The sequence below is a fragment of the Micromonospora sp. BRA006-A genome (genome assembly GCF_033433935.1).
Lineage (GTDB): Bacteria > Actinomycetota > Actinomycetes > Mycobacteriales > Micromonosporaceae > Micromonospora > Micromonospora aurantiaca.
Genome location: NZ_JANCLW010000001.1, coordinates 344,718 through 361,507 on the forward strand (window position 1 = coordinate 344,718; position 16,790 = coordinate 361,507).

Below are 16,790 nucleotides of genomic sequence, written 5' to 3' on the forward strand. Positions count from 1 at the left end.
CCCCGAACCCGGCCGGTACGCCTCGGGCGTCCCGGCCGGGCATCCGGCCGCTGTCCCGCCCCGGGCGGCGTGGGGCGCCCGGCGCGGGCGGCGCCCCGGTCCGGCCCGCCGGGCTGCGTAAGCGCTGGCTGCTCGCCGGTGTCGTGGCGGTGCTCGTCGCGCTGGTGGCGGGCGTCTCCCTCGGCCCGGTCAGCCTGCCACCCGGCAGCGTCGCGGCCGAACTGCTCAACCTGCTGCCCGGTGTGCACCTGGACAGCGGGCTCACCGAGCGGGAAGTCGCGATCATCACCGAGCTGCGGCTGCCCCGGGTCGTGCTCGGCCTGCTCGTCGGCGCGCTCCTCGCCCTGGCCGGCGGCTGCTACCAGGGCGTCTTCCGGAACCCGCTGGCCGACCCGTACCTGCTCGGCGTGGCGGCCGGCGCCGGATTCGCGGTCACCGCGGCGATCGTGCTCGGCGCCGGTGCGGGCGGCGCGCTGACCGGGCTGCCGATCACCATTCCACTCGCCGCGTTCGTCGGGTCGCTCGGCGCGGTCGTGCTGACGTACCTGCTCGGCGCCGCCGGCGGCCGGGACCGGTCCCCGGCCACGCTGATCCTCGCCGGGGTGGCGGTGTCCGCGTTCTTCGCCGCCGGGCAGACGTACCTGCTGCAACAGCACTCCGACAACATCCAGCAGGTCTACTCCTGGCTGCTCGGGCGGCTCGCCACCGCCGGCTGGCACGACGTGTGGCTGGTCCTGCCGTACTTCGTGCTCACCTCCGTGGTGGTGCTGCTGCACCGGCGCGAACTGGACGTGCTCTCCGTCGGCGACGACGAGGCCGCCGGTCTCGGCCTGCACCCGCAGCGTTCCCGCTACCTGCTGATCGCCGCCGCGTCGCTCGGCACCGCCGCCGCCGTCTCCGCGTCCGGGCTGATCGGCTTCGTCGGCATCATCGTGCCGCACACCATGCGGCTGCTCGCCGGTTCCAGCCACCGGGTGATCCTGCCGCTGTCGATGCTGTTCGGCGGCGCGTTCCTGGCGCTGACCGACGTGGTCGCCCGGACCGCCGCCGCACCGGCCGAGATCCCGATCGGCGTGGTCACCGCGCTGCTCGGCGGCCCGTTCTTCGTGCTGGTCCTGCGGACCGCCCGCCGGGTGGCGATGTGAACGCCCCAGCGGTACGCGTCCACGACCTGCGCGTCGCCCTGGGCGGCACCCCGGTCCTGGCCGGCGTCGACCTCACCGTCACGGCAGGCGAGTGGGTCACCGTGATCGGACCCAACGGCGCCGGCAAGTCGACCCTGTTGCGCGCCGTCGGCGGCCTGCTGGCCGCACCGGGCGAGGTGGCACTCTTCGGTACGCCGATCGGCGCGCTCCGCCGCCGCGACCGCGCCCGGATCGTGGCCACGGTGGCGCAGTCCCCGGTCGTACCGATCGGCATGTCGGTGTTCGACTACGCGCTGCTCGGGCGCACCCCGTACATCCCGCCGCTGGGCCGCGAGTCCGCCGCCGACCTGGCCGCCGTGCACGAGGTGCTGGACCGGCTCGACCTCGGCCCGTTCGCCCACCGCGAGCTGGCCACCCTGTCCGGCGGCGAGCGGCAGCGCGTCTTCCTGGCCCGGGCGCTGGCCCAGGGCGCCACCCTGCTGCTGCTCGACGAGCCGACCAGCGCGCTGGACATCGGGCACCAGCAGGAGGTGCTGGAACTGGTCGATCAGCTCCGCCGCGAGCACGGCCTGACAGTGCTCGCCACCATGCACGACCTCTCCATCGCCGGCGAGTACGCCGACCGCCTGGTGCTGCTCGCCGACGGCCGGGTGGCAGCCGCCGGGCCGCCCGAGGAGGTGCTGACCGAGGAGCTGCTTGCTCGTCACTACCGCGCCCACATCCGCGTGATCCCCGGCGACCACGGCCCCTTGGTGGTCCCCGTCCGCCCCACCTGACCCGTCCCGCCCTCACCCCGCCCCGCCCTGCCCCGTCGATCTTGCACTTCCGGCCCCGGCAAAAGGCGCATAAACCACGCCTGAAGGGCCGCATCTGCAAGATCGGCGGAGGCGTCCGGCTGCCGGGACGACAGGTAGATCTTGGTACGAAAAGGCCCTCCCTGGGGGCCGTTCCGTACCAAGATCTCGACCGTCGCCGCCTCTCCCCGTCGATCTTGGGATTTCGGCCCGGGTAAAAGGTGCGTATGCCCCACCGTGGGGGCCGCAACTGCAAGATCGGCGGGGCGGGGCGGGGCATACGCATCGGCGGGGCGGGGCGGGGCGGGGCGAGGCGGGGCGGGGGGCGTGGGTCAGCGGAGGGTGGAGATGGAGAAGAGGGCGCCGGCCGGGTCTCGCAGGGCGGCGCTGCGGCCGGCCGGATTGTCGCGCGGCGGGACCAGGATCGTGCCGCCCAGCTCGGCGGCCCGGGCGGCGGTCGCGTCGGCGTCCTCCACCGCGAAGTAGACCGCCCAGTACGCGGGCAGGTCCTCCGGCATCGGCTCGGCCCGGGGCAGCATCCCGGCGACGATCCGCGCGCCGCAGCGCCACCCGGTGTACGCGACCGGCCCGGCCGGACGTTCCTCCGGATGCCAGCCGAAGACCAGCGCGTAGAACTCCTTCGCGCCCTCCGGGTCGGGAGTGACCAGCTCGTTCCAGCACATCGCGCCGGGCGCGTTGTACAGCTCTGCCCCGCGCATCGCCATCGGCTGCCACACGCTGAACACCGCGCCGGCCGGGTCGGCGAGCACCGCCATCCGGCCCTGCTGGGCGACGTCGAACGGGGATACGACGACCTGCCCGCCGGCCGCCTCGACCCGGGTGGCGACCAGATCGGCGTCGTCGGTCGCCACGTACGTGGACCAGACCGGCACCTGGTCCGGCGTACCGGGTGGGCCGGCCCCGGCGACCGCCTTGCCGTCCTTGCGGAAGACGGTGTAGCCGCCTGCTTCCGGTTCGGGGGAGATCTCTCCGGTCCAGCCGAACAGCTCGGGGTAGAACCGGCGTGCGTCGTCCAGGCCGGGCGTGGCCAGGTCCGTCCAGCAGGGCGTGCCGGGCTCGACGCCGTTCACGGTGACCCCTCTCGCCGGGGGCGGCTCCGCGCGCCCGCCCTGTCGGCATCGTGGCACCGCCGGGTCGGCCACCGGGCCGGAACCGGACAAAAGGTCAGCTGAAGCGGCGTCCCTCGTCCCGCCGGTACGCCCAGCCGGCGAGCGCGGCGAGCACCAGCACCCAGACCACGAGCATCACCAGCGCCCGGCTGTCCGGCCGGAAGTCGGTGACCGCCGCCCAGATCAGTTCCACGGCGCCCCGGGTCGGCAGGTAGGGCGCGATCGCCTTGATGAAGCCGGGCGCGTCGTCCGGCCCGGAGAGCAGGCCACCGCCGAACGCGAGCGGGAAGAAGACCACCTGCGCCACCACGATCGCGGCCTTGCTCGGCAGCGAGTAACCGATCGCCAGGCCGAGCAGCGTGAACGGAACCGAGACCACGGCCACCGCGCCCAGGCCGAGCAGGAACTGCACCGCGCTGACCCGGGCCTCGGTGGCGACCGCCGCGATCACCACCACCGGGATCATCGAGACGTAGGTCAGGACCACCCCGGCCAGGATCCGCCCGGCCAGCCGCGGTGCCGGTCCGGTCGGCAGGGTCCGGGTGTACGGGTTCCAGGGCTGGTCGCGGTCCTCGGAGACGCCCACGCCGTACTGGAAGATGTTGGCGGTCATCACCGCGAACGTCACCATGGCGGCGGTGGCGTAGGTGGCGCCGACCGGATCGTCGCCGGCGAACGGCACCACGAAGAAGAGCATCGAGGCTGCGGGGAAGAACGCGCTGCCCACCACCGCCACCGGCACCCGGATGATCTCCAACAGGTGGTAGCGGGCGTGGATCAGGGCGAGCGGCACGGAGGTCTCCTAGGCGGCTGTGGGCGCGGGCCGGTCGTCGGCCGTGATGGCGAGGAACGCCTCCTCCAGCGAGGTGGGCCGGACCTCCAGATCGTGGAACGGCACCCCGGAGGTGACCAGGTCGCGGACGAGCTGGTCGGCGTCGGTGGTGAGCAGGTGCACCCGCCCGTCGGCGCGTTCGGTGGTGACCACGCCCGGCAGCGCCGGCAGGTCGTCGGCGACCAGGCTGACCCGGCGTACGCCGACGATCCCGCGGATCGCCGTCACCGAGTCGTCGGCCAGCACCCGCCCGTGGCCGATCACCACCACCCGCTGCGCGAGCGCCTCCACCTCCTCCAGGTAGTGGCTGCTCAGCAGCACGGTGCCGCCGTCGGCGTGGAAGCCGCGGATCGCGTCCCAGAGCGCGTGCCGCGCCTCCACGTCGAGGCCGGTGGTCGGCTCGTCGAGCACCACCAGCCGGGGACGGCCGACGAACGCCAGCGCCACGGCGAGCCGGCGACGCTGACCGCCGGAGAGGCCGCCGGTCTGCCGGCGTACCTGGTCGGCGAGGCCGAACCGGTCGAGCAGCTCGCCGCGTGGCACCGGGTCGGGGAAGTGCGCGGAGACGAAGTCGACCACCTCGCCGACCCGCAGCGTGCCGGGCAGGCCGGTCTCCTGCGGGGTGACGCCGAGTTGCCGCCGGCTCGCCGGGTCGCGCGGGTCGCCGCCGCACAGCTCGACCCGGCCGGCGGTGGGCCGGCGCAGCCCGACCAGCAGGTTGATCAGCGTGCTCTTGCCGGCGCCGTTCGGGCCGAGCAGGCCGACCAGCTCCCCGGCCCGGACGGCCAGGTCGACCCGGTCCAGCGCCAGCACGTCGCCGTAGCGGCGACTGACCTGTTCGGCGCGAGCCAGGATCATCGGCGATCTCCTCGGGCGGAAGGGCTGTGCCTCCCCTGTCTACAGTGCGTGCGCCAGCCCTGCTGTCCCCTGACCGGGTGCCCGCATCCCCTAGTCTGGTGGCGCCGTCGACGACGGTGGAAGTTCCGACCGGACACTGGGGAGGGTCCGTGACCAGTCCGAGCAGGAATCTCGACGTCCAGCCGGAGGCGCTGAAGGCGTTCGCCACCGCCTCCCGGGACCGGGCCGGCCGGTTCCGCGAGCTGGAGCGGGTGTTCCGCGACGGCCATGTGGCCCGGCACTCCTTCGGTGTGATGCCCGCGTCGTTCAGCCTCGCCGCCGCGTACGAGCAGCAGTTCGAGGCGTGCCTGCAGGGGCTGGCGGACGGTGCCGAGACCATGCTGACCGTCGCCACGGGGCTCGCCGAGACCGCCGCCGCCTACGACGACACGGACTCGGCGAACGACACGATGTTCACCGCCGGCGGCTGAGGGGGAGCGGCATGAGCACCGAGGCGCTCCAGCGCAACAAGACCTACTTCGAGCAGATCGTGTCGGGCACGCCCGACCCGTTCAAACCGCTGTCGAACGCGGTGCTGTGGCCGTTCGAGCAGCTCCTGGAACTGGTCGCCGGTGAGCCGGACGACCTGATGAGGGCGGCCCAGCTCGCGATGACCACCGGTGAGGCGGTCCGGCAGATCGCCGGTGACCAGATCGCCGACCGGGCGCGGCTGCGTGGCGCCTGGGACGGCGACGCGGCGGAGAAGTTCCACGCCTCGATGCAGTCCATCGAGGAGGCGATGGACGATCTCGCAAAGGGGCTGGACGGCACCAAGGAGGTGCTCGTCGACTCCGCGAACGCGTCGGTGGACGCGTTCAACCTGCTGGTCGAGCTGATCCTGGAGTTCCTGCTCTGGTTCCTGACCGAGATCATCATCGCCGCGGTGGCGGCGGCGCTGAGCGCCGGTGTGAGCCTGGCCGCCACAGTGGTGCGGGTGCTGGCCCGGCTCGCCACCACCGTCGGCCGCATGGTCAAGATCGTGGCGCGGTTCGCGGAGATCCTCACGAAGCTCGCCACCAAGCTCCAGAAAGTCGCCAACCTGCTCGACCACTACGCCAAGGTGGTGATGGAGCTGCGCCGGGCCAAGAAGGCGTACAGCGCGTTCAGCAAGTCCGGCTACACGAAGGCGGCGCTCGCCTTCAAGGTCGAACGCGCCGCCGTACTCTTCCCGGGCAAGTTCGCCATCAACCAGGCGTCCCCGGTGAACATCCCCGGCATCGGCGGCGCCCTGCTCGACACCGGGATGGGCCTGCACGACGTCTCCGACGGGCGCAAGGACCGTAACTACCTGGTGGACGGCACGTACCGCGACGACCTCGGCCCGTACACCAAGGGCGTGCAGAACGTGTTCGACTCGATCGTGAACTGAGAGGCAGCAATGACGTTCCCGGCCCTGGACCGGATCGAGGCGCTGGCCCGCAACCTGGACGGGTGGCAGCGCGAACTCGGCGCGCGGATGGCCGAGCTGGAGCAGAGCAGCGCCGAGGGGGTCAGCGACTCCGGCCTGGTCACCGTCGTGGCCGCCGCCGACGGCAAGATCCTCTCCACCGACATCAACGCGCGGGCCATGCGCTTCGACTCGTACACGCTCGCCGAGGAGATCACCTCGGCGGCGAACCGGGCGCAGGAGGCCGCCGCCGCCCGGGTACGCGAGATCGTCGGCGAGGTGATGGGCAACGCGCCGGGCGCGGAGCGCCCCGCCGACGACGGCTACGGCCACGACCGATACTGAGCCGATGGACGAGACCAGATACCGCGACCGGATCGGCCTGCTCGTCGAGCCGGGCGAGCGCGTCCTGGCCCACGCCAAGGCAGACGTCGGCCAGGGGCTCGCTCCGGCGCCGCCGCCCGAGCCGGAGTCCACTGCCGAGCCGAGCCGGCGGACTGTCGGCTCGGTGCTGCTCAACATCCTGCTGCCCCTGGCCACCTGGGACCGCGGCGACCGCCTGGTCGACGCGATCGGCTGGGGGATCGCCGGACGCGGCGCCCCCGGTTCGGCCGCCTCCCGGCTGCACCGCGCGCTCCGCCCGCCCCGGCCCGACCTCCAGGTCCGGGAGACGCTGCTCGCGGTCACCGACCGGCGACTGGTGGTCTGCCGTACCGGCGGGGTCAAGCTGCTGGCCGGGCGCGAGGCCGAGGAACGCGCGCTGGCCGAGACCGCAGTGGCCTGGTCGGCCGCGCGCAGCGAGGTCGCCTCCGCGCGGGTGGGCTGGCACCGGCTCAACCCGAAGCGGCTGCGGATCGACTTCACCGACGGCTCCTGGCTGTCGTTCACCGTGCCGATCGCCGAGTCCGGCCGCCCGCTGCGCGAGGTCGCCGCCGCGCTGTCCGCCTGACCGGACCGCCCTGCCGGGCCCCGCGACGGGCCGTCCGGGACCGCTGTCGGCCGGCCACGTCAGCGCGGCCGGGCCCCGCGTCAGGCGGTCAGCGGCTCCGGCAGCGGCTCGCGGTGCAGCACGGCCAGGCGGGAGACCGCCCGGGTCAGCACCACGTAGAGGCGGTGCAGCCCGCGCGGCTCGGCGGCCACGATCGCGGCCGGCTCGACGACCACCACGTGGTCGTACTCCAGGCCCTTGACCAGCGTCGCCGGGACGACGGTGACGCGCGCCGCGGCCTCGACGTCGTCGGCGGTAGCGGTCTCGACGCCCGCGTCGGCGAGCGCCGCGCGGAGCCGGTCGACCGCGTCGTCGGCGGCGATCACACCGACCGAGCCGTCGTGCGCGAGCGCCGCCCGCACCTCGGCCACCGTCGCGGCCGTCAGGTCGTCTGCGGTACGCACATCGAGCGCGCCGTCGTTGCGGAGCGACCGGGCCGGGGGTACGTCGACGGCGAGCGCCGGCAGCAGCCGGTTCGCGAACGCCACCACGGCGGCCGGCACCCGGAAGCCCACGCTCAAGGGCACCACCGCGGCGTCCGGCTTGCCCAGGTGGGCCAGGGACTCCCGCCAGTCGGTGGCCGCCCACGGCGCGGTGCCCTGGGCCAGGTCGCCGAGCAGCGTGATCGAGCCGTGCTCGCTGCGCCGGGCGATGGCGCGGCACTGCATCGGGGAGAGATCCTGCGCCTCGTCGACCACCACGTGCCCGAAACCGCCGGGCCGGTCCAGCAGCCCGGCCACCTCGTCGATGAGCACCGCGTCGGCGGCGGTCCACCGTGTCGCCTTCGCGGTGCGGCCGATCTCGCCGGAGCGGAACAGCTTCTGCTCCTCGGGCGTGAGCAGGCCGTCCGCGGCGGCGGCGAGCGCGTCGGCGTCGGTACGCAGCCGGTGCAGCAGTCCGTCGGGGGTGAGCGCCGGCCAGACCGTGTCGAGCAGGTCGGTGACCGGCTTGATCCGGCTCATCCGGCGTAGCCAGGCGTCGCTCGGTGACTCCGCCCGGCGCGCCTCGGCCTGGCGTTGCAGCAGCCCCACCACCCGTGCCCGGACCCGCTCCCGGCCGGTGGCGTAGGGCAGCCCCTCCTGCCGGGTCTCAGTGACCAGCCGGTGCAGCGGGTCCAGCCCGATCCGCCACCGGTACGAGCCGTCCGACACCATGATCGGCTCGGTCGGCGTACCGATGTGGGCCTCGACGGCCCGGCGCAGCACCTCGGCCATCCGGACGTCGTGCTTGAGCGCGGCGGCGGCCGGGTCGTCGACCGCGCGCACCGGCACGCGCGCGACCAGGTCCTCCACGGTGGCCTGCTCGACCTCGACCTCACCGAGCGCGGGGAGCACCGCCGCGATGTACGACAGGAACGCCCGGTTCGGCCCGACGATCAGCACGCCCGAGCGGCGCAGCCGTTCCCGGTGCAGGTAGAGCAGGTACGCGGCGCGGTGCAGCCCGACCGCCGTCTTCCCGGTGCCGGGCGCGCCCTGGACGCAGATCGAGTCGGCCAGGTCGGCCCGGACCAGCTCGTCCTGCTCCGGCTGGATGGTGGCGACGATGTCGCGCATCGGGCCGACGCGGGGGCGCTCGATCTCGGCGGTGAGGATGCGGCTGGCGGTGCCGAGTTCCTCACCCCGGTCCAGGTGCTCGTCCTCGAAGCTGGTCAGCGTCCCGGCGCTGAACCCGAACCGGCGGCGTACGGCGACACCCTGCGGGTCGCGCGCGCTGGCCCGGTAGAACGACCGGGAGACCGGGGCCCGCCAGTCCAGCACCAGCGGCTCGCCCAGCTCGTCGGTGACGTGCCGCCGCCCGACGTGGTACTCCCGCCCGGCGTGGTCCGGGTCGTCGCCGCCGAAGTCCAGGCGGCCGAAGAACAGCGGGGTGGTCGGGTCGTCGGCCAGTTCCTTGACCCGCCGGGCCATGTGCCGGCCGAGCTGCTCGGCGGTGTACGAGTCACCGGCCACCTTGTCACCGGTGGCGAAGAGCGCCTCGGCGCGTTCCCGCATCCGTTTCAGCGCGGCGCGGGAGGCGTCGAGGTGGGCACGTTCTGCGGTCAGTTCGGCGTCGAGGCCGGGTGTGGCGTCGAGGTCGGTTGCGGGCACTGTGAACTCCGATGGCTCAACTGAGGCTCGCTCGCGTGTCCGGGGCGGTTGGCCTGCTCCCGGCGCGGGGACGTCCGCTGCGGTGCATGCTCACCGCGGCCGTCGGGCGGCCCTCCACGCTACGGGAGCACCGGCAGATCGCGCCAACGAATTCCGGGTGTGGGCCGCGGGGTGTGTGTCGGCCGGTCCGGCGTGGCGGCAATCATTGAGGCATGACCGAGGCGCTTCCCGGCCGGAGCCGGGTGACGATCAGTGATCCGCAGGTGATGCGGGCGCTCGCTCACCCGGCCCGCATGGCGATCATGGAACATCTCGGCACGCTGGAGGGCGGCGCGACGGCCACCGAGTGCGCCGAGATCGCCGGGCTGTCGCCGAGCGCGACCAGCTACCACCTACGCGAGCTGGCGAAGTTCGGGCTGGTCCGGCAGGCGCCGGGCCGGGGTGACGCCCGGGAGCGGGTGTGGCAGGCGGTGAACCCGTCGTATCACGTCGAGGTGGGGCCGGACGCCGATCCGGAGGCGCGTGCCGCCGAGGCGGCCCTGGTCGAGGCGCACATGGTCCGTGACGCGCAGCGGGTCCGGGAGTGGTTGCGCCGCGCGGCGGACGAGTCGCCGGAGTGGTACGCGGCCACGTGGTTCAGCGACAGCGTGCTGCTCATGACCGCCGAGGAGCTGACCGAGCTGAACCAGGCGATCCAGGCGCTGATGGAGCCCTATCGGCGGCGGACCCGGGCCGATCCGCCGGCCGGGGCCCGGCCGGTGGCGACGCAGTACCGGGCGATGCCTCTCGACTGACGGGGCTTGCGTACGGCAGTTATGAAGGATTACTTTCGAAGTATGTCCTTCACAACTGACGAGTCGCGCTGGCCGGACGTCTGGCTCGCGGCCACCGCGCGCGGCATCTCCAGTTGCGGGGACTTCCTCGCCGCCGCCACGCTCACGCTCGCCCTCCAGTCCGCCGGCGCCGGCGGACTCGCCGTCTCCGGGCTGCTGCTCGCCGCGACGCTGCCGCTCGTGGTGCTCGCGCCGCTGACCGGCCGGCTCGCCGACCGGGTGGACAGCCGGGTGCTGCTCGTCGCCGCCGGTCTCGCGCAGGCCGCGGTCTGCCTGGCCCTCGCGTACGCCCGGGATCCGGTGCTGGTGATCGCGCTCGTGGCGCTGCTCGCGACCGGGCTCGCGGTCACCCAGCCGGCGATCGCCGCGCTGGTGCCGGTGATGGTCCGGACCGAGGACCTGCCCCGTGCGGGCGCGCTCAACCAGACCGCCGGGACGCTCGGCGCGCTCGCCGGTCCGGCGCTGGCCGGGCTGCTCGTCGGGCAGTTCGGCACCCGGGTGCCGCTGCTCGTCGACGCGTTCAGCTATCTCGCGCTGGTGGCGGCCGGGCTGCTCATCCGTACCCGCAGGGGAGGGCGCCGGACGCCGGCCGCGGTCGCCGCGGCGGTCGCGCCCGCCTGGCGGCTGCGCCGTGACCCGCTGCTGACGGTGATGGTCGGCAGCGTGGCCGCGGTGATCGGCGCGGTCGGCGCGGTGAACGTGATCGAGGTCTTCTTCATCCGGGAGACGCTCGGCAGCAGCACCACCGTGTACGGCCTGGTCACCGGCTCCTGGACGCTCGGCATCGTGCTCGGCGCGTGGCTGTTCGCCCGGGTGGCCCGCCGGCTCGCCGACGACGGCGCGCTGCTCGGCGCCGGGCTGGTGCTGCTCGGCGGCTGCTGCCTGGCGGTGCTCGTCTCGGCCGCGGTGCCCTCGGCCTGGCTGCTCGTGCCCATCTGGCTGCTGGGCGGCGTGGCAAACGGCGGCAACAACGTCTTCGACCAGTTGCTGCTGGCTCGGCGGGTGCCCGAGGCGTCCCGGGGCCGGGCGTTCGCCGTCTTCGGAGCGGCCGCGCAGGGGGCGGCGATGGGCGGCTACCTGATCGGCGGCCTGCTGCTGGAGGTGGCCGGCCCGCGCGTCCTGATCGCCGGTTGCGGCGTGGCCGGCCTGCTGGTCGTGGTGGCGCTGCTCGGGCCGGTCCGCCGCGCGGTACGCGCGGAGCGCACCGTCGCGCGCGCCACAGCTCTCGCGGCGGAGCCCGCGTGATCCGCTGGTGTTAAGAAGGGGCCCTTCCTCTACCGGAGGCGTTAACAAGGGGCCCTTCCTTCCCGCCGGGAGCGGAGTTCGCCACTCGATCGGATCCCCAGGCGGCGCGGCGGGAGCCACGGCGATACGGTCGGGTCATGGCCGACCGCATCGCCCGCCCCCGCGTGGGGCACATCCAGTTCCTCAACTGCCTGCCCATCTACTGGGGGCTGATGCGGTCCGGCGCGCTGATCGACGTCGACCTGCACAAGGACTCGCCGGACCGGCTGAGCGCCGACCTGGTCGCCGGTGACCTGGACATCGGCCCGATCACGCTGGTGGAGTTCCTCAAGCACGCCGACGACCTGCTGCTCCTGCCGGACCTGGCGGTCGGCAGCGACGGGCCGGTGCTCTCGGTGAACGTGGTGTCCACCCGCCCGCTGGGCGAGCTGGACGGCGCCCGGGTGGCGCTCGGCTCCACGTCGCGTACCGGAGTGCTGCTGGCCCAGCTGCTGCTCGCCGAGCGGCACGGGGTGCGCCCGGAGTACTTCCGCTGCCCGCCGGACCTGACCCAGATGCTGCTGGAGGCCGACGCCGGGGTGCTGATCGGTGATGTGGCGCTGCGCGCGCTCTACGAGGCGCCGGCCAAGGGCCTCGAGGTGACCGACCTGGGGCAGGCGTGGCACGACTGGACCGGCCTGCCGATGGTGTTCGCCGTCTGGGCGGTACGCCGCGAGTACGCCGCCGCCCACCCGGGCCTGGTCAAGGAGGTGCACGAGGCGTTCCTGCGCTCGCGTGACCTGTGCCTGGCCGAGCTGGACCAGGTGGCGGAGGCGGCTGCCCGTTGGGAGACGTTCGACGCGGAGACGCTCGCCACGTACTTCCGGGCGCTCGACTTCTCGCTCGGTGAGCGGCAGGTGGCCGGGTTGCGCGAGTTCGCCCGCCGGGCGGCCGCGTACGGGGAGGTGCCGGCGCTGCCGGCGGACGGCCCGGAGTTCTTCCAGGGCTGACCGCGCCGCCCGCGGCTCAGGTGGCCGGGCGCAGCAGCGCCTTGGTGATCCGTTCGCAGGCGTCCATGCCGTACTCCCAGCCGCCTTCGACGCCGAACGGGGTGCGCAGCATCACGCCCATCGTCCAGGTGTCGCCGATGGCCAGGCAGTTGACGTGGTACTCCTCTTCCTTGTCCCGGTCGATCCACCCGTTCTTGATGGCGATCTTCTTCTGCTCGGCCGCCGGGAACGCCTTGCGGATGCCGAAGTCGCCGGGAGCGCGGACCTGGCGCATCTCGTTGAGCAGCCACTTGGTCCACTTCGGCCCGGCCGCGCGGCCGTCGTCGATGCAGAGACCGAGCCGGGCGGTGTCCCGAGGGGACAGCTCGGTGCGGCTCCAGCCGCCGTCGGAGGCGACCTCGCTGTCGGTCAGCTTGCAGATCGAGATCAGCCGCTCGATCGAGTCCGAGCCGCCGACGCTCTCGTAGAACTCCTGGGCGCGGGTGTTGTCGCTGTCCCGGATGATCTTCGTGGCGTCGGCCAGCTTCGCGTTGCTCGGCGTCTTGCCGTCCTCGGCGCTCAGGCGCAGGTAGTCGGCCACCACCCAGGACTTGATCAGGGACGCCGTCGTGCTGGTCTCGCCCATGTTCGCCGAGCCGATGATCTTCCCGGTGCGCTTGTCCAGCACGGACCAGGCGTACCAGCCCTTGATCTTGAGGCTGTCCAGGTTCTTCGCCTGGAACGGCAGCGGGGTGATCGACGGTGAGGGGGCGACGCGTGGCGCGTTGCGGTCGACGGACTGCTGAGTGGACCGCTCGTTCGTCGGTTCGGGACGCGAGTTCGCGGTCGTCTCCAGCGGCGAGCCGGGGATCACGCGCAGGGAGAGGCCGAGCAGGCCGACGAGGACCGCAGCCAGGGCGCTGAAGGCGAGCGGGCGCCGATAGCTGCCGGGCCGACGCCGGGCACCGGCCATCAGAGCTTCCCGACCGGCTGCTGCGGCACCTTGAGTGCGGCGCCGGGCTGCGGCGTCACGAGCTGGGTGGCGACGGCGGCGCACATCTTCGCACCGTACGGCAGGCCGGCGCTGCCCGGGTACCGCATCATCACGGAGAGACTCCACTTGTCGGTGAACGCCAGGCAGCTGACGTGCCAGTTGCCGTCGTAGGCGAGCTGGGTCCAGCCGTTCTTCATGTGCACCGGGCCCTGCGACTTGATCGTCGCCGGGAGGCCGTCGATGATGCCCCAACGGCCGCCGCCGGACCGCTCGCTCTGCTTGTTGACGCTGCCGGCCACCTTGGTCATCTCGCTGAGCAGCCACTTGGTCCACTTGGGCCCGGCGGCGCGGCCATCGGCGATGCAGTCGCCGAGGCGGACCGCGTCACGCGGGGACATCTCGGTGAAGCTCCACCAGCCCTTGTACTGGGGTACGTCGCCGGGCTCGGTGTCGGTCAGGCCGCAGATCCGGATCGCGCGCGCGATGACCGGGTCCGGCTTGCCGCCCGGCTGAGGCTTGTAGGAGCCGCCGGCCGCCCGGTAGACCCGGTTGGCGCCGTCGTCGTCGCTGTTCCGGATCGCCAGGATCGCCGCCTTCTCAAGGTCGGCGGCCGGCTGCTTGTCGCCGAGCTGACGAAGGTAGTCCGCGACGATCCAGGCCTTGAGCATCGACTCGGTGGAGCTGGTCTGGTTCATGTTCTTCGCGCCGGTGATGGTGCCGGTCTCGCGGTCCATCAGGGCCCAGGAGAAGAACTCGCCCTTGAAGTTCACCGACACCGGGGCGTCGGCGAGCGTCGGGGGCGCAGGCGCGGTCGGCGTCGGCGCCGGGACCTGCGCGCCGCCGCCGAGGCCGCCCGCGTCGTCGCCGCCGGCGAGCTTCGCGTACGCGGCCGGCACCAGCATGACGCCACCGATGATGATCGCCACGATGGCGACCGCCATGGTCACGCGAGGTCGCATGAGTGGTGAGCTCCAGATGTCTGGCCGGGGGGACCGGCACTTCCGCATGGGTCCGGCCCGGTCGCCGACAGGCCGGGGGACGATGGCCTGAACGGTGACGATCATGAAGCCGAACGGTTTGCCGGGGGGAAGTCTACTTCTGGACAGCCCTGATGCCAGGTCTCGACACCCGTGACTTTGCCGGGTGGGCGGGATATTGAGCCACTTTGCCGTCCTTGGGGGATTTCCTCTATTCAGAGTGGTCGACATCACAGCCACCAGCACCGATGGCGGTGTGCGTGCGGCCGGTGACGCCAGGTGGCCCGGAAACCTGTTACACCCTCTGGTGTCGTTCGTGCCGAGCTGTAACACTGGCTGCATGTATGGCAATGACTTCGCCCCGCCGGAGGACGCTCCGGGCGGCGGCCTGCTCGGCGAGGTGGAGGCGGCGGAGGCGGCGCTGCGCGAGGCGGCGGCACGCGCCCGGCGCGGTGGCGCGGCTCCGGACGAGGACGTCGAGGCGTACTTCGCCGACGTCATCGGCGCCGACCAGAAGATCGAGCCCCGCGACTGGATGCCCGAGGCGTACCGCCGGACGCTGATCCGGCAGATCGCCCAGCACGCGCACTCCGAGATCATCGGCATGCAGCCGGAGGGCAACTGGATCAGCCGGGCGCCGTCGCTCAAGCGCAAGGCGATCCTGCTCGCGAAGGTGCAGGACGAGGCCGGTCACGGCCTCTACCTCTACGCGGCCGCCGAGACGCTCGGCATCAGCCGCGACGAGCTGGTGGAGCTGCTGCTCGACGGTCGGCAGAAGTACAGCTCGATCTTCAACTACCCGACGCTGACCTGGGCCGACGTGGGCGCGATCGGCTGGCTCGTGGACGGCGCGGCGATCGTCAACCAGGTGCCCCTGTGCCGCTGCTCCTACGGCCCGTACGCCCGGGCGATGATCCGGGTCTGCAAGGAGGAGTCGTTCCACCAGCGGCAGGGCTACGAGATCCTGCACACGCTGGCGCACGGCACCGAAGCGCAGAAGGCGATGGCGCAGGACGCGGTGGACCGCTGGTGGTACCCGTCACTTGCCATGTTCGGCCCGCCGGACGGCGACTCGACGCACAGCGCCCAGTCCATGGCCTGGAAGATCAAGCGCTTCTCCAACGACGAGCTGCGCCAGCGCTTCGTCGACATGTGCGTCGGTCAGGCGGAGGTGCTGGGCCTCACCCTCCCCGACCCGGACCTGCGCTGGAACGACGAGCGGCAGGCGTACGACTACACCCAGCCCGACTACGCCGAGCTGATGCGGGTGATCAAGGGCGACGGGCCGTGCAACAGGGAGCGCATGGCGCACCGGCGCAAGGCGCACGCCGACGGCGCGTGGGTACGGGAGGCCGCCGCGGCGTACGCCGCGAAGCGGGCGAAGCGAAAGGCGGTAGCGGCATGAGCGAACGCACCGAGCGAAGCGAGGGCCGTGAGGGCATGCCCAGTCAGCCCGGCATGAACAGCGCGTCCTCTCCCCTGTGGGAGGTCTTCGTGCGGGCCCGCCGTGGCCTGTCGCACACCCACGTCGGCAGCCTGCACGCCCCCGACGCCGAGATGGCCCTGCGCAACGCCCGGGACCTCTACACCCGCCGCCAGGAGGGCGTCTCCATCTGGGTGGTGCCGGCGAGCGCGATCACCGCGTCCAGCCCGGACGAGAAGGACGCCTTCTTCGACCCGGCCGCCGACAAGGTCTACCGCCACCCGACGTTCTACGAGGTTCCCGAAGGGGCTGCGCACCTATGAGCCTGTTCGACTTCACGCTCGCCATCGGCGACGACGCGCTCATCGCGGCGCAGCGCCTCGGTGAGTGGACCTCCCGCGCGCCCGAGATGGAAGAGGACATCGCGCTCGCCAACATCGCCCTGGACCAGCTCGGCGCGGCGCGGCTGCTGCTCACGTACGCGGGCGAGCTGGAGGGCGCGGGCCGCGACGAGGACGACCTGGCCTACCTGCGCGACGACCGCGAGTTCCGCAACTGCCTGCTTGTCGAGCTGCCCAACGGCGACTTCGGCGTGACCATGGCGAAGCTGTTCTTCCTGGCCGCGTACCAGTCGCCGCTCTACACGGCACTGGCCGACTGCGCGGACGAGCGGCTCGCGGCGGTCGGCGCCAAGGCGCGCAAGGAGTCGGCGTACCACCTGGACCACGCCGCGCTGTGGGTGAAGCGGCTCGGCGACGGCACCGAGGAGTCGCACCGGCGCATGCAGGACGCGGTCGACCAGGTGTGGCCGTACGTCCACGAGCTGTTCGCCCCGGACCCGGCGGCGCCGGTCGACCCGTCCACCCTTCGGGCCGACTTCGACGCCACCGTGTCCGCCGTGCTGGACGAGGCCACGCTGACCCGGCCGGAGACCGGCTGGGCACCCGGCGGCGGCCGGGACGGCCTGCACACCGAACACCTCTCCTACCTGCTCGCCGAGATGCAGGTGCTGCACCGTGCCCACCCCGGAGCGAGCTGGTGAGCGCGAGGAGTGCAGCGGAGCGGAGCCCCGCAGTCGCGAACGGAGGGT

Annotated in this window: 18 protein-coding genes; 12 read left to right on the forward strand and 6 right to left on the reverse strand. The window is 73.0% G+C overall.

Annotated elements, in window-relative coordinates:
• The first annotated feature begins 50 nt into the window (after nt 1-50).
• Nucleotides 51-1,145: an iron ABC transporter permease gene (locus NMK34_RS01790; RefSeq protein ID WP_318336248.1), complete on the forward strand. Its 1,095-nt coding sequence runs from the start codon at nt 51-53 to the stop codon at nt 1,143-1,145.
• Nucleotides 1,142-1,921 (forward strand): ABC transporter ATP-binding protein, encoded by a 780-nt coding sequence (locus NMK34_RS01795; RefSeq protein ID WP_262016155.1) that lies wholly within the window; start codon nt 1,142-1,144, stop codon nt 1,919-1,921. The genes NMK34_RS01790 and NMK34_RS01795 overlap by 4 nt, the downstream gene beginning before the upstream one ends.
• A 350-nt stretch (nt 1,922-2,271) precedes the next feature.
• Here NMK34_RS01795 and NMK34_RS01800 read toward each other — a convergent pair whose 3' ends face one another.
• The 3 genes from NMK34_RS01800 to NMK34_RS01810 all read right to left on the reverse strand — a co-directional run bounded on the left by NMK34_RS01800 (nt 2,272) and on the right by NMK34_RS01810 (nt 4,759).
• Nucleotides 2,272-3,030 (reverse strand): VOC family protein, encoded by a 759-nt coding sequence (locus NMK34_RS01800; RefSeq protein ID WP_318331948.1) that lies wholly within the window; start codon nt 3,028-3,030, stop codon nt 2,272-2,274.
• A gap of 94 nt (nt 3,031-3,124) precedes the next feature.
• Nucleotides 3,125-3,862, reverse strand: coding sequence for an ABC transporter permease (locus tag NMK34_RS01805; protein WP_318331949.1), 738 nt, complete (start codon nt 3,860-3,862; stop codon nt 3,125-3,127).
• A gap of 9 nt (nt 3,863-3,871) precedes the next feature.
• Nucleotides 3,872-4,759, reverse strand: a complete 888-nt coding sequence (locus NMK34_RS01810) for an ABC transporter ATP-binding protein (protein WP_318331950.1) — start codon at nt 4,757-4,759, stop codon at nt 3,872-3,874.
• Between the two features lie 149 nt (nt 4,760-4,908).
• On the opposite strand from NMK34_RS01810, the gene NMK34_RS01815 reads away from it, so the two are divergent.
• From NMK34_RS01815 to NMK34_RS01830, 4 genes are read left to right on the forward strand one after another with little or no spacing between them, the layout of a single operon-like run.
• Nucleotides 4,909-5,229, forward strand: coding sequence for a type VII secretion target (locus tag NMK34_RS01815; protein ID WP_318331951.1), 321 nt, complete (start codon nt 4,909-4,911; stop codon nt 5,227-5,229).
• A gap of 11 nt (nt 5,230-5,240) precedes the next feature.
• Complete coding sequence (locus NMK34_RS01820; protein ID WP_135242872.1) at nt 5,241-6,167, forward strand: WXG100 family type VII secretion target; 927 nt, start codon at nt 5,241-5,243, stop codon at nt 6,165-6,167.
• Nucleotides 6,168-6,176: 9 nt separating this feature from the next.
• On the forward strand, nt 6,177-6,530 hold the full coding sequence (locus tag NMK34_RS01825) for a YbaB/EbfC family nucleoid-associated protein (RefSeq protein ID WP_013283579.1): 354 nt from the start codon (nt 6,177-6,179) through the stop codon (nt 6,528-6,530).
• Between the two features lie 4 nt (nt 6,531-6,534).
• Nucleotides 6,535-7,134, forward strand: coding sequence for a hypothetical protein (locus tag NMK34_RS01830; protein WP_318331952.1), 600 nt, complete (start codon nt 6,535-6,537; stop codon nt 7,132-7,134).
• 80 nt (nt 7,135-7,214) lie between these two features.
• Here NMK34_RS01830 and NMK34_RS01835 read toward each other — a convergent pair whose 3' ends face one another.
• On the reverse strand, nt 7,215-9,260 hold the full coding sequence (locus NMK34_RS01835) for an AAA family ATPase (protein WP_318331953.1): 2,046 nt from the start codon (nt 9,258-9,260) through the stop codon (nt 7,215-7,217).
• Nucleotides 9,261-9,472: 212 nt separating this feature from the next.
• Here NMK34_RS01835 and NMK34_RS01840 point away from each other — a divergent pair, with 212 nt between their 5' ends.
• From NMK34_RS01840 to NMK34_RS01850, 3 genes are all read left to right on the forward strand, one after another.
• Nucleotides 9,473-10,054 (forward strand): metalloregulator ArsR/SmtB family transcription factor, encoded by a 582-nt coding sequence (locus tag NMK34_RS01840; RefSeq protein WP_318331954.1) that lies wholly within the window; start codon nt 9,473-9,475, stop codon nt 10,052-10,054.
• A 42-nt stretch (nt 10,055-10,096) separates the two neighbouring features.
• A complete protein-coding gene (locus NMK34_RS01845) occupies nt 10,097-11,338 on the forward strand; it encodes an MFS transporter (RefSeq protein WP_318331955.1) in 1,242 nt (413 codons plus the stop codon).
• A gap of 137 nt (nt 11,339-11,475) precedes the next feature.
• Nucleotides 11,476-12,327 carry a menaquinone biosynthesis protein gene (locus tag NMK34_RS01850; protein WP_318331956.1) on the forward strand — a complete coding sequence of 284 codons (852 nt, stop codon included), beginning with the start codon at nt 11,476-11,478 and terminating at the stop codon, nt 12,325-12,327.
• 16 nt (nt 12,328-12,343) lie between these two features.
• Here NMK34_RS01850 and NMK34_RS01855 read toward each other — a convergent pair whose 3' ends face one another.
• Nucleotides 12,344-13,279, reverse strand: a complete 936-nt coding sequence (locus tag NMK34_RS01855) for a hypothetical protein (RefSeq protein ID WP_318331957.1) — start codon at nt 13,277-13,279, stop codon at nt 12,344-12,346.
• Nucleotides 13,279-14,259, reverse strand: a complete 981-nt coding sequence (locus NMK34_RS01860; protein ID WP_318331958.1) for a hypothetical protein — start codon at nt 14,257-14,259, stop codon at nt 13,279-13,281. Before NMK34_RS01860 ends, NMK34_RS01855 begins: the two co-directional genes overlap by 1 nt.
• A gap of 358 nt (nt 14,260-14,617) precedes the next feature.
• Here NMK34_RS01860 and paaA point away from each other — a divergent pair, with 358 nt between their 5' ends.
• The 3 genes from paaA to paaC are packed head-to-tail and all read left to right on the forward strand — an operon-like array spanning nt 14,618 to nt 16,742.
• A complete protein-coding gene (gene paaA, locus NMK34_RS01865) occupies nt 14,618-15,682 on the forward strand; it encodes a 1,2-phenylacetyl-CoA epoxidase subunit PaaA (protein WP_318331959.1) in 1,065 nt (354 codons plus the stop codon).
• Nucleotides 15,679-16,023, forward strand: a complete 345-nt coding sequence (gene paaB / locus NMK34_RS01870; RefSeq protein WP_412098842.1) for a 1,2-phenylacetyl-CoA epoxidase subunit PaaB — start codon at nt 15,679-15,681, stop codon at nt 16,021-16,023. Before paaA ends, paaB begins: the two co-directional genes overlap by 4 nt.
• A complete protein-coding gene (gene paaC, locus NMK34_RS01875; RefSeq protein WP_318331960.1) occupies nt 16,020-16,742 on the forward strand; it encodes a 1,2-phenylacetyl-CoA epoxidase subunit PaaC in 723 nt (240 codons plus the stop codon). Before paaB ends, paaC begins: the two co-directional genes overlap by 4 nt.
• The last annotated feature ends 48 nt before the right edge of the window (nt 16,743-16,790 follow it).

What these genes read in the sequence shown, in the direction of transcription:
- NMK34_RS01810 (WP_318331950.1), bottom strand. Translation starts at nt 4,759, where the DNA reads ATGATCCTGGCTCGCGCCGAACAGGTCAGTCGCCGCTACGGCGACGTG.
- NMK34_RS01820 (WP_135242872.1), top strand. Translation starts at nt 5,241, where the DNA reads ATGAGCACCGAGGCGCTCCAGCGCAACAAGACCTACTTCGAGCAGATC.
- NMK34_RS01825 (WP_013283579.1), top strand. Translation starts at nt 6,177, where the DNA reads ATGACGTTCCCGGCCCTGGACCGGATCGAGGCGCTGGCCCGCAACCTG.
- NMK34_RS01830 (WP_318331952.1), top strand. Translation starts at nt 6,535, where the DNA reads ATGGACGAGACCAGATACCGCGACCGGATCGGCCTGCTCGTCGAGCCG.
- NMK34_RS01840 (WP_318331954.1), top strand. Translation starts at nt 9,473, where the DNA reads ATGACCGAGGCGCTTCCCGGCCGGAGCCGGGTGACGATCAGTGATCCG.
- NMK34_RS01845 (WP_318331955.1), top strand. Translation starts at nt 10,097, where the DNA reads ATGTCCTTCACAACTGACGAGTCGCGCTGGCCGGACGTCTGGCTCGCG.
- NMK34_RS01850 (WP_318331956.1), top strand. Translation starts at nt 11,476, where the DNA reads ATGGCCGACCGCATCGCCCGCCCCCGCGTGGGGCACATCCAGTTCCTC.
- NMK34_RS01855 (WP_318331957.1), bottom strand. Translation starts at nt 13,279, where the DNA reads ATGGCCGGTGCCCGGCGTCGGCCCGGCAGCTATCGGCGCCCGCTCGCC.
- NMK34_RS01860 (WP_318331958.1), bottom strand. Translation starts at nt 14,259, where the DNA reads ATGCGACCTCGCGTGACCATGGCGGTCGCCATCGTGGCGATCATCATC.
- paaA (WP_318331959.1), top strand. Translation starts at nt 14,618, where the DNA reads ATGTATGGCAATGACTTCGCCCCGCCGGAGGACGCTCCGGGCGGCGGC.
- paaB (WP_412098842.1), top strand. Translation starts at nt 15,679, where the DNA reads ATGAGCGAACGCACCGAGCGAAGCGAGGGCCGTGAGGGCATGCCCAGT.
- paaC (WP_318331960.1), top strand. Translation starts at nt 16,020, where the DNA reads ATGAGCCTGTTCGACTTCACGCTCGCCATCGGCGACGACGCGCTCATC.